General features: G+C 59.5%; 11 protein-coding genes. 9 read left to right on the forward strand and 2 right to left on the reverse strand.

What is annotated here, in order from left to right:
* Window positions 1–28: 28 nt before the first annotated feature.
* The 3 genes from QNH97_RS15635 (at window position 29) to QNH97_RS15645 (ending at window position 4,160) form a co-directional block, all read left to right on the forward strand.
* Entirely contained in the window at window positions 29–544 is a 516-nt protein-coding gene (locus QNH97_RS15635; protein WP_283552816.1) for an RICIN domain-containing protein, read from the forward strand.
* Between the two features lie 693 nt (window positions 545–1,237).
* Window positions 1,238–2,410 carry a YcaO-like family protein gene (locus tag QNH97_RS15640; RefSeq protein ID WP_283552817.1) on the forward strand — a complete coding sequence of 391 codons (1,173 nt, stop codon included), beginning with the start codon at window positions 1,238–1,240 and terminating at the stop codon, window positions 2,408–2,410.
* 34 nt (window positions 2,411–2,444) lie between these two features.
* Window positions 2,445–4,160, forward strand: a complete 1,716-nt coding sequence (locus QNH97_RS15645; protein ID WP_283552818.1) for an ATP-binding cassette domain-containing protein — start codon at window positions 2,445–2,447, stop codon at window positions 4,158–4,160.
* Window positions 4,161–4,528: 368 nt separating this feature from the next.
* On the opposite strand, the gene QNH97_RS15650 is transcribed toward QNH97_RS15645, so the two are convergent.
* Entirely contained in the window at window positions 4,529–4,897 is a 369-nt protein-coding gene (locus tag QNH97_RS15650; protein WP_283552819.1) for a DUF6124 family protein, read from the reverse strand.
* Between the two features lie 603 nt (window positions 4,898–5,500).
* Here QNH97_RS15650 and QNH97_RS15655 point away from each other — a divergent pair.
* Genes QNH97_RS15655 through QNH97_RS15680 form a run of 6 tightly spaced genes read left to right on the forward strand, consistent with a single transcriptional unit; the run spans window position 5,501 to window position 12,344 of the window.
* Window positions 5,501–6,460 carry an AAA family ATPase gene (locus tag QNH97_RS15655; RefSeq protein WP_025213310.1) on the forward strand — a complete coding sequence of 320 codons (960 nt, stop codon included), beginning with the start codon at window positions 5,501–5,503 and terminating at the stop codon, window positions 6,458–6,460.
* 9 nt (window positions 6,461–6,469) lie between these two features.
* Complete coding sequence (locus QNH97_RS15660; RefSeq protein WP_283552820.1) at window positions 6,470–7,414, forward strand: DUF58 domain-containing protein; 945 nt, start codon at window positions 6,470–6,472, stop codon at window positions 7,412–7,414.
* Window positions 7,411–7,905, forward strand: a complete 495-nt coding sequence (locus QNH97_RS15665; RefSeq protein WP_283552821.1) for a DUF4381 domain-containing protein — start codon at window positions 7,411–7,413, stop codon at window positions 7,903–7,905. The genes QNH97_RS15660 and QNH97_RS15665 overlap by 4 nt, the downstream gene beginning before the upstream one ends.
* Window positions 7,898–8,977, forward strand: a complete 1,080-nt coding sequence (locus tag QNH97_RS15670; protein WP_283552822.1) for a vWA domain-containing protein — start codon at window positions 7,898–7,900, stop codon at window positions 8,975–8,977. Before QNH97_RS15665 ends, QNH97_RS15670 begins: the two co-directional genes overlap by 8 nt.
* Window positions 8,974–10,710: a tetratricopeptide repeat protein gene (locus tag QNH97_RS15675; protein ID WP_283552823.1), complete on the forward strand. Its 1,737-nt coding sequence runs from the start codon at window positions 8,974–8,976 to the stop codon at window positions 10,708–10,710. Before QNH97_RS15670 ends, QNH97_RS15675 begins: the two co-directional genes overlap by 4 nt.
* Window positions 10,707–12,344: a BatD family protein gene (locus QNH97_RS15680; protein ID WP_283552824.1), complete on the forward strand. Its 1,638-nt coding sequence runs from the start codon at window positions 10,707–10,709 to the stop codon at window positions 12,342–12,344. The genes QNH97_RS15675 and QNH97_RS15680 overlap by 4 nt, the downstream gene beginning before the upstream one ends.
* 34 nt (window positions 12,345–12,378) lie before the next feature.
* Here the strand turns inward: QNH97_RS15680 and QNH97_RS15685 are convergent, their stop codons facing one another.
* On the reverse strand, window positions 12,379–13,962 hold the full coding sequence (locus tag QNH97_RS15685) for an ABC-F family ATP-binding cassette domain-containing protein (protein WP_283552825.1): 1,584 nt from the start codon (window positions 13,960–13,962) through the stop codon (window positions 12,379–12,381).
* Window positions 13,963–14,101 lie beyond the last annotated feature (139 nt).

The raw sequence follows: 14,101 nt of genomic DNA on the forward strand, positions 1-14,101 counted from the left end.
TTGGCCCGAATCAATGGAGACTCTGATCATGAAAAACGATGCCAGACCCCGTGACGGCGAAGCCCTCGATATAGCAGGCAAAGGCGCTCCAGGAAAAGTTGTCATAGTAGACGAAGGACGCATATACAGAATCTACTCATGTTTAAATCCAGCCGCCAAACTTGTTGATATGAGCCATCAAAGCAATAACGGCATGCACAACATAAAGTTATTTACCACAAGCGCCGACAAAGCGTCCCAGTGGAGATTTACCGGGCGAACCTCCGACGGTTATTACTTAATCCTCAACCAGAGGGATGAAAATCTAGCGCTTGGAGAGGCGACCAATGACAACGTAATAGCCTCAGCACTCACCCGAAGACCGGCCCAATATTGGATATTAAAGGAGGTTGGCAACGGTTATTTCTATTTTGAAAACAAATATGATGGTTTGGTTATGGATGTAGCAGGAGGCAGCACGGAGAATAATACTAACATTGTCGTTTGGCCCCTTCCAGCGTCAGGAAAAAAAGCCCATCAGCAATTCAAATTATCTCCAGTATGAGAGCGCTCATCATTTTTGAATCACTCATTACCTGAGATTCAAAATTTGCCCTGAGAACAACCAAAAAAACGCCGCTCACCACAAATCCCCTGTGGGAGCGAGCTTGCTCGCGATGGCGGTGGTTCAGCCTGCATCAAATGCTGACTTTGTAACCGTCACAGATCAGGTTCGCCCCCGCTTCTTGAATCCAACCGATCACAAATCCGCACACTAAGACACCTCCAATACACGTCTGTAACCTTTCCAGCAACTCTTTCGACCCTTTCTTAAAATAATAAACATCCCAAACGACGAAAATAGTAGAGAAAACCAAAATCTTCAACAAAACTGCCACATTCCTACATCCCCCTCCTACTCAACGGCAAGAACGAACCTACGCCAGCCTCGGAAGTCGCGCAATAGCCTTCACTTCACCCCAATGCTATTAATTAATCACTTGCGAACACACGCAAGTTGGGCGCTCGCGTCGCGACGTCCATTAACTACATTGGAGTAAATCGACATGGGCAGGAAACGTTCTGAAATAAATAATACCTTTTTTAGTCTGCCACAGGCATTGGGCTTTTCTAAAGGCCTCCTCGCAACGGAAGCCGATTTTTTTGCGTCGCTGACCAATTAAGCCAGTGATCGATTAAATATCGACGAACAGATGCCGAAAGGATCTCCTTTCGGCATCCATTAACGGAGATCCCTATGTCTGAACGAGAACTAACACCCACCGAAGCGCTGTTCAACATCATGTCCACGCTCCATACACTGGGCCTCAGTGCAGTAACACGGTACACGACAACCTCCAAACTAGTAGCTACGGCCGAACTGTTTGATGGCAACGATAACCTCGTTGAATCGGGGGCTGGCAAAGGACCAGACTCACTGATAGGCGCACTGGCAGAAAGCATTGAACACTTCAGCACGTTTCAGCCTCTTGCTGATCCTCCCACACGGTACCGCTCCGACGAGATAGCTACTCAAAAAGCAGTCAAAGAAGATGGAATTTTTACCAGCCTGCCCCACACCGAAAAATTAATAGAATGCTTTAGGCTTACGTCGCTCAGCAACAATGAAGAGCTATTCGCTCCGTGCGCCCTTCTATGCCCTGAAACGACGCAAACCACCCAAGAAGAGACTAGTTCCGCACTGCATTTTTTATCTCGCTACTCATCTAACTCAGGAATTGCTTTTGGTTGCACAGAGAACGAAGCACTGCTACATGGTATCCACGAGTCAATCGAGAGGCATATCCTGTCTCTTTTCTACATGACTGTCTGTGGCCTCGGTCCGGCAATGGAACTGTACACTCCTTCGACCGCGTTGCTTGAAGCAGCGCTGAAGAGCCATCCTTCCGCCTTGGCGTCAGCAAACAGACTGCAAGTGATTATTATCAAGGATGTGCTGTCAGTTTATTTCGCTGTGGCATTTCCCAAGGCGGGCCCTGGACCTCACCACCTTTCACCCATCGGCTCCGGATGCTCACTTGAAATCCAAACTGCAATCCAAAGGGCAATTACTGAACAGTTCCAGTCCGAGGACTTATATGATGCCACTGAAGAATCCATAGATAGAGAAACCTTTGATTTACTATCCAAATCAAAGAACCTGAAACACTTGATTGACTTCGCACCAGTCACAAGAGCAACATTCCCTACAATTGACACCCCTGGACATACCGACTCCGCGACAGTTTCCGCACAATTAGAAACACTGCAAAGAAATCTATCAGATACAGGAATGAAAATATTCCGTCGAACCGTAGCACGCTTTTCAAGCAACAGCATCGTCACTCAAATTTACATTCCAGGACTTGAGCGCTTCAATATCATTAGGAACGGTCGCTTGGTAGCGCCTCAGTACGTATTACGCGGCTGAACTAATGAAACACGAAGCCATCAGGAGCGAGTACATGCACAGCATCCGAACAATGATAAAAAACGCCTATAAGAAACACACCAAACTCCTAACAGCGACCATAGTCACAATCATCGCACTCAAACTAATCACACTCGCCCCGCCACTGTTATTTGGAACCATCATCGACACGCTGCAAGGCAACAGAAATCCAGCCTCCAGCACGCTGCTCGCCCTGACGACAGGCCTGATTGTCGCGGGATGTATTCATGCCATCATCACTCCGCTGCAAATCCATGCGCTGTCCAAGCTGGTACAAAGCATTATCATGAATGCGTCCATCGAGTGGATCACCGAACTCATGGGCAAGGAGTTTTCGTTATTCAATTCCTGGAGGATCGGCCACTTCATCAAATCGGTCGAGCGCGGCATTACTGCTCACGAACAGCTGCTGACTTTCATTGTGACCATTGCGCTTCCCGTACTCTTGGAGTTTATAGTTGTTGGGGCTGCTTTTATTTACATTGGGGGCAGTGAAATTTTTTTGAGCATGACGGCGTTCGGAATTATCTATCTGGCTGTCACCCATAAAATTATCAGATGGCGGAGAAAGCACATCGATGCGGTCAATGAACAGGAAGATGAATTAAGTGCCCACCTCTACAACACCCTTAACGCCGGAAAAATCATAAAACTGGAAAGTGCCATACCTACGGCCCTGCACCCGTTGAACGCGGCGTTCGGAGGCTATGCCAACGCGGCTGTGACTACGGCATCATCTGGCGGCCTGCTGAGCACCGCCAAGATACTGTTCGTAAGCCTTTCCACTGGGGGATTACTCTACTGGGGCGTCGTGGACCAACTGTCGGGTCAGCCCAGTATCAGTGTCGGGCAACTGGTTGCCATTTTTTCAATCGCGGGGAGTTATCTGCTGAGCATTTCAACCTTGACTGAAGGGTATCGTGTTCTTGATCAGTTCCTTGCAGACCAGCGTCAATTTCAGGGTTTGCTATCACTTCCGGATTTCGATTGCAGCAATCGGCTGGCGCGGGTTGATTTCCAGCGGTCCTCAGTCCTGGAGCTCGGACCCTGCGAAGTAGCAGGAACGGGACCGCTGCGCCTGTCGATCAAGCGCTCCCTGGCATTTACTCAAGGGCAGTCAGTGGCCGTTACGGGCCCTAGCGGCGCAGGCAAAACCACTTTTCTGGAAGTGCTCGCCGGGCTTGATGCATCGACGCGAGACCAACTGAGTATCGACTCGGTACCGGTTTCACTTTTGACCGGTCAAGCTCACCTGTACGCCTTGAGGTACTGTCCCCAGCAACCACGGTTCCTGGAAGGCTCTTTTGAACAATCGGTTCTGTTCGGAGGCTGTGCAACGCCGGTGTTGTCTAGGGCCATACGGCAATTAGAACTGGATGAGATCGTGACAACACGGCAGGTCAGCGAAAATGCATCGAATATCTCCGGAGGCGAAGCCAAACGCCTATCGCTGCTGCGCCTGATCAACAAGCCCGGAAAATTCAATATGTTCGACGAGCCAAGCGCATCCATCGAACCCAGGCTGACCACGCCCATCTGGGATCTGTTATTCGACGTTTTTGCCGGGCAGGGGTTGATATGTGTCACCCATGACGTTGACCACCTACATCGGTTTGACCGGGTCATTGTGATGCATGAAGGAGCAATCGTGGACGATGGTCCGTGGCGGGATCTGGTCGACAGGCCAGCAGTCAAGCTGCTGGTGGATGAGATTCGGATGCAGAGCTAGCGAATAGGGTGGTGGATCTGCTGCCGTCATCGCGAGCGGGCTCGCTCCCACATTGGGGCTGTGGCAACACTCAGATCCTGGGCCTGCCGCAGAACCTGTGGGAGCCGAGCTTGCTCGCGATGGCGGCGGTACAGTCAACTAGATGGAGCCTGAACCATCGCTATCGCAAGCAAGCTCGGCTCCCACAGGTTTTGCGGCTTGCCCAGGATTTAAGGAATGCCACAAGTCCCCTGTGGCGAGGGAGCTTGCTCCCGCTCGACTGCGCAGCAGTCGCAGGCCCGGCGAGCGCGGTGCATCTGGGGAACCGCACCGGCTCGGTTTGGGGCTGCTGCGCAGCCCAGCGGGAGCAAGCTCCCTCGCCACGGGGGTTATGTCGGCTGACGGGTTTCGATGTTGTCCAGTGCACGGTTCGCCAGCAGGCTGCCCAGTTCGATCAGTTGCTGAATGCCCAGGAGGAAATGCCGGCGTGAACCGTCCAGGTCGAAAGCCAGGTCATTGACCATGGCATTGGCCGAAGCCAGGGTTTCGCTGAGGTTGGCAAGCAGGCTTTCGGTGTCGATGTCTTTGTTGACGGTGAAAAGTTGGCCGGGGGCAGGTTCTGCTTCGGATTTGTCCGGTTTGGGTTTCAGGTAATGGTCGAGGACCCGGTCGGTGACTTCGTCGTGTTTTTGGGACTTGGTTCTTGGGCGCGGTAAGGTCGGATCGGTGTCCGGGGGATTGGGGGTAGCTTTGAACATAAATGGAATCTCATGTGGGATAGGAGGAACCACCACCTCGCTACCAAACGAGGGTGGCGGCCATACGAAGGTTGGTAGACCGGCCCACATGAACTCCGGCGCGCTCGAGAGCGCCCTACGCATGGCCACCATCAATACAAATGCTGAGATGCACTTGTAACAAGTGACGCTTGCGTCATGTAGAGAGCCGGGCTACCAAACCCGATCGCTGATTCATCAGCGACCCGGAAACGATAGAACCTGCCTCCCAAGCGCACAAGCCGGCGGATTCTGGCGCAGGTGTAGGCAATGGCGCAAGACCACGTAGCCTGTTCCGGGGCACTCCTACATCCATATAAACACCCCTTCATTTTGTGAGTGCTTCGCACTGGAGCGCCAGCCCGGTCAAGCGGGAGCACGCTCCCTCGCCACGGGGTAAGTGCGCCTGTCCGGGTGGTATTCATGGCAAGCAAACCCACCCCCACAATCTTTCCAAGCCGATCACAATTCACACGACCAATCAAAATCCCGTTAGTCGCCACCCCCTGCCATGCATTAAAGTAACGCCCCCAGCCCCGGCGTTATCCGAACGTCCGGGGCCACCCTTTCCAGGAACAGTCACCGATGGAACATCGTGAAGCGCTGCTTGCGCTGCGAACCTTTCTTTCAACGCAGATTCTCGGCCAGGAAAAACTCATCGAGCGCCTGCTCATCGCCCTGCTCGCCGACGGCCACATGCTGGTGGAAGGCGCGCCGGGGCTGGCCAAGACCAAGGCCATCAAGGAGTTGGCCGAAGGGATCGAAGCGCAATTCCATCGCATCCAGTTCACCCCCGACCTGTTGCCCGCCGACATCACCGGCACGGAGATCTATCGCCCGGAAACTGGCAGTTTCGTGTTCCAACAAGGGCCGATCTTCCACAATCTGGTGTTGGCGGACGAAATCAACCGTGCCCCGGCCAAGGTCCAGTCGGCCTTGCTGGAAGCGATGGCCGAGCGGCAGGTCAGCGTCGGGCGCAGCACTTATGAACTGTCGCCGCTGTTTCTGGTGATGGCCACGCAGAACCCGATCGAGCAGGAAGGCACCTACCCGCTGCCCGAAGCGCAGCTCGACCGGTTCCTGATGCACGTCAAAATCGGTTTTCCCGATGCGGCGGTGGAACGCCGTATCCTGCAACAGGCCCGGGGTGAAGCGCTGAACGGCGAAACCAAGCCCGAGCGCCGGGTGAGCCAGCAGGCGATTTTCTCTGCCCGCAAGGAAATCCTCGGGTTGTACATGGCCGATGCCGTGGAGGAATACCTGGTGCAACTGGTCATGGCCACCCGTACACCGGCCAAGTTCGACCCGGAGATGGCCGAGTGGATCGCCTACGGTGCCAGCCCGCGGGGTTCCATCGCCCTGGACCGTTGCGCCCGCGCCCACGCTTGGCTGGCCGGACGCGACTTCGTCAGCCCGGAAGATATCCAGGCGGTGCTGTTCGACGTGCTGCGCCATCGCATCATCCTGTCGTTCGAAGCCGAAGCCGCCGGCATCGACCAGGACCGGGTCGTGCAGCGGATTCTCGACGTCGTCGCTGTCGCTTGAGCATGCGTCATGAATAACCCACTGGCGCCCGCACCGGGCATCCGCGTCAGCCTTGCGGAGCTGATCGAGATGCGCCATCGCGTGCGTGAAGTGCAGTTGTTCTCGACCCCTGGCCAGCGCAGCCCGTTGATCGGCCTGCATCACTCCAAGCTGCGCGGGCGTGGGGTGGATTTCGATCAGGTGCGGGTCTATCAGGCCGGCGACGATGTGCGCACCATCGACTGGCGCGTCACCGCCCGGACCCAGGAGCCCCACACCAAACTCTTTCACGAAGAACGAGAGCGGCCGATCTTCATCATGATCGAGCAGAGCCACCGGCTGTTCTTCGGCTCGGGGCTGGTGTTCAAGTCGGTGCTCGCAGCCCAGGCTGCCAGCCTGATCGGCTGGGCCGCGCTGGGACACAATGACCGGGTCGGCGGGCTGGTGTTCGGCGACAACAGCCATTACGAGGTCAAGCCCCGGCGCAGCAAACAGAGTCTTCTGCAATTGCTCAACCGCCTGGTGCGGGTCAATCAGTCGCTGCACACCGAAGGCGAGCCAGACCGCGACTCGTTCGGCATCGCCCTGCGCCGGGCCCGGGAAGTGCTGCGGCCCGGCAGCCTGGTGATCGTGATTTGCGACGAGCGCGCGCTGTCCGACAGTGCCGAGCAACAACTGAGCCTGCTGTCGCGCCATTGCGACCTGTTGCTGCTGCCGCTTTCGGACCCGCTGGATCACGCCCTGCCCGCCGCCGGCCTGCTGCGCTTCACCCAACGCAGTTCACAGCTGGAGCTCGACACCCTGAATTTCGAACTGCGCCAGGCCTATCGCGCCCAGGCCGAGGCACGCCAGGAACGCTGGGAGATCCTGGCGCAGAAGCTGCGGATCCTGATGATGCCCCTGAGCACCCAAGGCGACATGGTCGAGCAGTTGCGTGAATACCTGAACCCCAAGCGGGCCGGGAAAAGCCGATGAGCAGCCTTGATCAACTGCAGCCGCTGATGGCCCCACCGCCTATCGGCTTCTGGCCTCCCGCGCCGGGGTGGTGGCTGCTGCTGATTTTGATCCCATTGCTGGGCCTGGGCCTGTGGCAGTTGCGCCGGTTCATTCCCATCAAGCGCACCGCCGCCCGCGCCGAACAACCCCTGGACCCGGTGCGCCTGGCCGCCCTGGCCGAACTCGCCCTGCTGCCCAAACCCTACGACGGCGTGCCGGCCGGGGCCTGGCTGCAACAGCTCAACGGCCTGCTCAAGCGCTTGTGCCGCAACCACTACCCCTACAGCCAGAGCCACACCCTCAATGGGCGTAAATGGCTGGCTTTCCTCGATAACCGCTGCCCGGCCGCCGGCCTGACGCGCTGGATGATACTGGTGGAAGGTGCCTACAAACCCGAATGCAAGCTCGATGACAAAGCCATCGCGGGCCTGACCCAAGCGGTCGAAATCTGGATTCGCAAACATGTTTGAATTCGCCTGGCCGTGGGTGTTCGCCCTGTTGCCGCTGCCCTGGCTGATGCGCCTGGTGCTGCCAGCAGCCGACAGCGGCGAACCGGCGCTCAAGGTCAGTTTCCTGGGGGATCTTGAAGGCCTGGTGGGTCGTCGGGCCCGGGCCCATCTGCCGACCTGGCGTCAACAGGCGCCCTTCCTCCTGCTCTGGCTGCTATTGCTGATCGCCGCCGCCCGTCCTCAATGGTTGGGCGAGCCGTTGCCGATTGCCGCCAGCGGTCGTGACCTGCTGGTGGCGGTGGACGTTTCGGGCTCCATGGACTTTCCCGACATGCAGTGGAAGGACGAAGAGGTCAGTCGCCTCGCGCTGGTCCAGCACATGCTCGGGGACTTTCTCGAGGGCCGCGAAGGTGACCGGGTCGGCCTGATCCTGTTTGGCAGCCAGGCCTATCTGCAAGCGCCGCTGACCTTCGACCGGCGCACCGTGCGACGTTGGCTGGACGAAGCACGCATCGGCATCGCCGGCAAGAACACTGCCATCGGCGACGCCATCGGCCTGGCCCTCAAGCGCCTGCGCCAACGCCCGGCCCACAGCCGCGTGCTGATCCTGGTCACCGACGGTGCTAATAACGGTGGCGAAATCGACCCGCTGACCGCCGCGCGGCTGGCCGCCGACGAAGGCGTGAAAATCTACCCGATCGGCATTGGGGCCGACCCGGAACAAAGTGGTACGGCGGGCTTTTTGGGCGTCAACCCGAGCCTGGACCTCGACGAGCCGACGCTCAAGGACATCGCCAACGTCACGGGCGGCCAGTATTTCCGCGCCCAGGATGGTGAGCAACTGCTGGCGATCAAGACCACCCTCGATCAGCTCGAACCGGTGACTCAGCAACCGACCCAAGCCCGCCCTGCCCTGGCGCTTTATCATTGGCCCCTGGCCCTTGCGCTGCTGTTGAGCGTATTGCTGGTGGCGCGGGAACGTTGGCCGGATAACGCGCTGCAACGCCTGTTCAACCGGCCGCTGTTCCAGCCGAGCCAACATGCCGAGTGGCGCCAGCGGCTCAAGCGCCTGCGCTTGCGGAGGCGTCGATGATCGCCCTCTGGCCGCATTGGCTACGCCCCTGGTTTGTCTTGCTGCTGCCGTTGCTGGGCTGGTTGCTCTGGCAACTGTGGCATCGACAGAAACGCGTAGGCCGCTGGCAGATGATCTTGCCGCCAGCCTTTCATGCCGTGCTGCTCAGTGGCGGTAGCGGCCGTGAAAGCCGGCTGCCGTGGATCGCCCTCGGCCTGGGTTGGCTATTGATGGTCCTGGCGTTGCTGGGACCGAGCTGGGCACGGGTCGAACAGACCAGCCAAAAACCTGCCGACCCGTTGGTGGTGGTGCTGGAACTGACCCCGGAGATGCTCGCCACCGACGTTCCGCCCACGCGCCTGGAACAGGCTCGGCGCAAGGTGCTGGACCTGCTGCAAAACCGCAGCGACGCCCAGACCGCGATCATCGTCTATGCCGGCAGTGCCCATACGCTGGTGCCGCTGTCCGACGACCTGTCCACCAGCGCCAACCTGCTCGAAGCCCTCGCACCGTCGATCATGCCGCAAAGCGGCCATCGCGCCGACCTGGCGGTTCACAAGGCCCTGGCCCTGCTGGACCAGGGTGAACTTGGCCACGGCCGGATCCTGCTGATCGGTTCGTCGTTGAACGAGCAGGAACGCCAAGGCATTCGCCAGGCCCTGGACGGTTCCGCCACGCAATGGCTGATGCTGGGCATCGGCACCCGCGAAGGCGCACCGGTGGCCCAAGAGGACGGCAGTTACCTCAAGGATGCCCAGGGCGCAATTCTGCTGCCGCGCCTGGACAGCCCGGGCCTCAAGGCCTTCGCCAATGAGCTGGACGGCCGTTACCGTCCGGCGCGCCTGGACGACAGCGACATGCGTGGCCTGGGCCTGCTGGACGGCCCTCGGCATCTGCGCAGCGACGGTCAGACATTGCGTCTGGACACCTGGGCCGACCAGGGCTACTGGCTGCTCCTGCCGCTGTTGCTGTTGGCCGCTTGCGCCGGACGTCGAGGCTGGCTGTTCTGCCTGCCGCTGCTGTTGATGTTGCCGCAAACCGGCCACGCCTTCGAACTCCAGGACCTGTGGTTGCGCCCCGACCAACAGGGCCAGCACCTGCTCAAGCAGAAACGCCCGGCCGAGGCCGCCGAGCACTTCGAGGACCGCCAATGGCAAGGCGTCGCCCTGTACGAAGCCGGCGACTACAATGAAGCCGCCCGGCGTTTTGCCGAGGGCACCGACGCCCGCGCCCATTACAATCGTGGTAATGCCCTGGCCAGGAGCGGCGAACTGGAAGCCGCGCTGGATGCCTATGAACAGGCCCTGGAATTGCAACCGGACCTGCGCCCCGCCCAAACCAACAAGGCGCTGGTGGAGAGCGTGTTGAAAGAGCAGGCGCCGCCAGCGGAAGAACCAAAGCCTGCCGAAAGCGAGGACGCGAGCCCCGCCGAGCAATCACCGGATGCCGCGCCCCCCACCCAGTCTTCAGAGGCGGGTCAGCCCTCCGCCGAGACCACTGCGACGCCGGACGAGTCCCAGCCGCCCCGTACAGCGCAACCGCCCACGGCCCAGGATGTGCCAGGCAGTGAACTGCCCGATGAGCAGACCACCACCCCGCCGCTGCGTCCCGCCGCTGGCCAGCGTAACGAAGAAGAACAGCGCCAGGCCCTGGAACAATGGCTGCGCCAGATCCCGGATAATCCAGGGGAACTGCTCAGGCGTAAATTCTGGTATGAACAGCAAAGCCATCAGGCCCAGGGAAAAAACCAATGACCCGCTTCACCGTCTACCTCCTCGTCTTGCTGCTCTGGACCTCTGGAACCCAGGCGGCGCAGCTGGCGGCCAGTGTGGACCGCAGCCGCCTGAACTCTGGGGAAACGGTGGAACTGACCCTGGAATCCACTGACGCCACCCTGTTCGGCAAGCCTGACCTGAACCCGCTCCAGGCGCTGTTCGAGGTGCGCGGCACCCGCCAGGTCAACCAACTGACCACCCTCGACGGCGAGAACCGCGCCACCACCCGCTGGATTGTGACCCTGCTGCCGCGCCAAAGCGGCACCGTGGTCATTCCGCCGTTGCAACTGGGCGAAGTGAGCAGCCAGCCGATCACCCTGCAAGTGATCGAAAGCGAAACCCGCAATGCCTCCGGCAATCTGGCGCCGGTGTTCATCGAGGCCAGTCTCGACCAGGCCCAGGTGTATGTGCAGGCCCAAGCGATCCTGACCCTGCGCATCTACCATTCGGTGTCGCTGTACGACGACAGCAGCCTGACGCCGCTGCACATCCCCGACGCCCGCACCGAACAACTCGGGGAATCGCGCACCTATGAAAAGGTCATCAACGACGTGCGCCACGGCGTGATCGAACTGCGTTATGGCATCTATCCGCAGCGCAGCGGCGAACTGACGATCCCGGCCCAGACCTTCAGCGCCACCCTGGTCGAGCCGGTGGCCCGGGACGCAGCGCCTTCGGGGCCCAAGCCCGGCCAGTTGATGCACGTCAGCTCCGAGCAATTGCGGCTGACCGTCAATCCCAAGCCCGCCAGCTACCCGGCCGATGTGCCCTGGCTGCCGGCTCGCAGCCTTTCCCTGAGTGAAAGCTGGAGCCCGGAACCGACCCACAGTCAGGTGGGCGACTCCTTGACTCGCAGCCTGACCCTGGAAGCCGAAGGCCTGGCCAGCTCACAATTACCCCCTCTGCCAGCCACTGAAATCAACGGTCTGCGGCGTTATCCGGACCAACCGGTCCTCAGCAGCCGTAGCAGCGAGCGCGGGCTGGTGGGCAGTCGAGAAGACCGCGAGGCGCTGGTGCCCAATCGCAGCGGCACCATCGAGCTGCCGCCGGTGGAAGTGGTCTGGTGGAACACCCTGGAAAACCACCTGGACCGCACCAGCCTCCCGGCGCGGACCCTGCAAGTGGCGAACAACCCGAGCCTGATGGTGGATACGCCGGCGGGCACGGCGCAGATCGTGACGACCGTCGACAGCGACATGCTCTGGTACTGGCAACTGAGTACCTTGATCCTGGCCTGCACGACCGTACTGGGCTTCGCCCTGTGGTGGCGCGGCCGCTGGCAGCCGGCCATCCTGCGCTCGACCCAGGCCGGGCCAAGCCCACGCACGCTGTTGGATGATCTCAAACGCACCTGCCTGGCCAACGACCCCCACGCCACCCGCCAGGCCCTGGACGCCTGGGCCCGCCAGCAACCGGAAACCCTGGCCGACATGGCAGCGCGCTTCGTGCCGCTGTCCGACGCCCTCGACGGCCTCAACGGCGCGCTCTACAGCGAAACCGGCCAGCACTGGCAGGGTGAAGACCTGTGGCGGGCGATTCGGGCGATTCCCGCCGCTGACCGCTCTCAGGACCCGCTGGGCGACAGTGGGTTGCCGCCGCTTTATCCGAAGTGATTCCGATAAAGATCGGCAACACATCAAAGTGCGTCTAAATGTTGAGGGTGAGCTCGGCGTCCAGATGGATGGCCTGTAAAAAAGTGCTGTCGTGAGAAACCACGATCAATGCCCCTTGATACTGATTAAGCATTTGCTCCAGCGCGATGCGACTGGGCAAGTCCAGATGGTTGTCCGGCTCGTCCAGTAACAGCAGTTGTGGCGGGCACTGTGAATACAACTGTGCTGCAAGTGCTATTTTCAAGCGTTCGCCACCACTCAACTGACAGGTCTTGAGCATCGCACGATCCGCATCGATACCCATCTGCGCCAACCGGGTTCGCGCCTCGGCCTCGGGCAACTGCCGATTGCTCTCGTATAGCCATTGCACGGCTGTGCGATCGGGGTACTGCAATCCGGCGTGTTGATCCAGCCACCCGACATGGCAACTGCGTATCAGCTCGCCTTCCCGCACCGGCAGTTGACCGGCGATGACCCGCAGCAAGGTTGATTTTCCGCTACCGTTGGCGCCCAGAATGGCCAGACGCATAGGCCCCGTCAGCGTCAGATTGACAGGCGTAGTGGAACCGAACGGCAACACGATTTCGTTGAGCTGCACTATCAACTTGCCGTTGGGCACGGTGCTTTCCGGGGACAGCATCATGCGCTGAATCTCCGGCGCACACCGCGCACGGGCCTCGACAATGCGTTGTTGCTGCTGCTCACGGGCCACCTGTTGATTAAGGCGTAGTTTCCCCTGACTGTTTTCACTGCGCTCTTTCTGGGCGTTGGTGATCAGCTTGGTCTGATTGCCGTCACGAGCCTGACGATCACCGCGGGCATTACGCCGCTGCTGACGCTCCATCTGCACGGCCATCTCACGTTGCTCACGCTTGGCCTGCGCTCGTTCCCCTTGCAATGTCGACTGAAACGCCAGCTGCTCCTGTTCGCGTGCCGCTGCATACTGACTGTAATTACCGCCATAAACCGCCAGCCCCAAGGGCGAAAGCTCGACAATTTCGCTTACGTGCTCCAGAAGGCCACGGTCGTGGCTGATCAACACCAGGCCGTTGGGCCAGCGATCGATCTGCTGCGCGAGCTTGTGCTGCTGATCAATATCCAAGTGGTTGCTGGGCTCATCCAGAACGAGCCACTCGGCCCTGGATAACCAAGCCCCCAGCAACGCCACCCGTTGCCGTTCGCCACCACTGAGTGCGTCGGTGCGCGAGTCCGCATTCAAGTGGCCCAACCCAATCTGCTGCAGCTGCGCCTCAAGGCGTGTGGCGCAATCCCATTGGTCAACCGCCAGCGAATGGTCATCATCGTCGACGCTACCTTGGGCAATGCGCTCCAGCGCGGCCAGAATGTGTTCGACACCGGCCAGCGCGGCAACACTGGGGTAACGTTCAGGTTCGAGTAACTGCGCCACGGCGTAAACCCGTCCTTCTCGACGAACGGTGCCGCTGGTGGGCAACTGCTCCCCCGCCAGGAGCCGGCCGAGCAAGGACTTGCCACAGCCATTGGCGCCGACGATTCCCGTGGCCCTGGTACTAAAGGTGTGATTCAAGTGATCGAACAGCACGCGCCCGTCGGGCAGGTTGAACGACACTTGATCAAGTTGAAGTAACCGTTGAGTCATGACGCTTCCTTAGACAATCGGCGCGATGGGTCCTGAATCGCTCCCTGGTGTTGCGCAACAGCACTCGGCGGATGCTTACGGAGAGTAGGCGGGGCATCATAGCCCAGCAATATCGCGCCCAGGCTGCCCAACTACCGCA

The organism is Pseudomonas sp. G2-4, assembly GCF_030064125.1.
In the GTDB taxonomy this organism is placed as follows: Bacteria; Pseudomonadota; Gammaproteobacteria; order Pseudomonadales; family Pseudomonadaceae; genus Aquipseudomonas.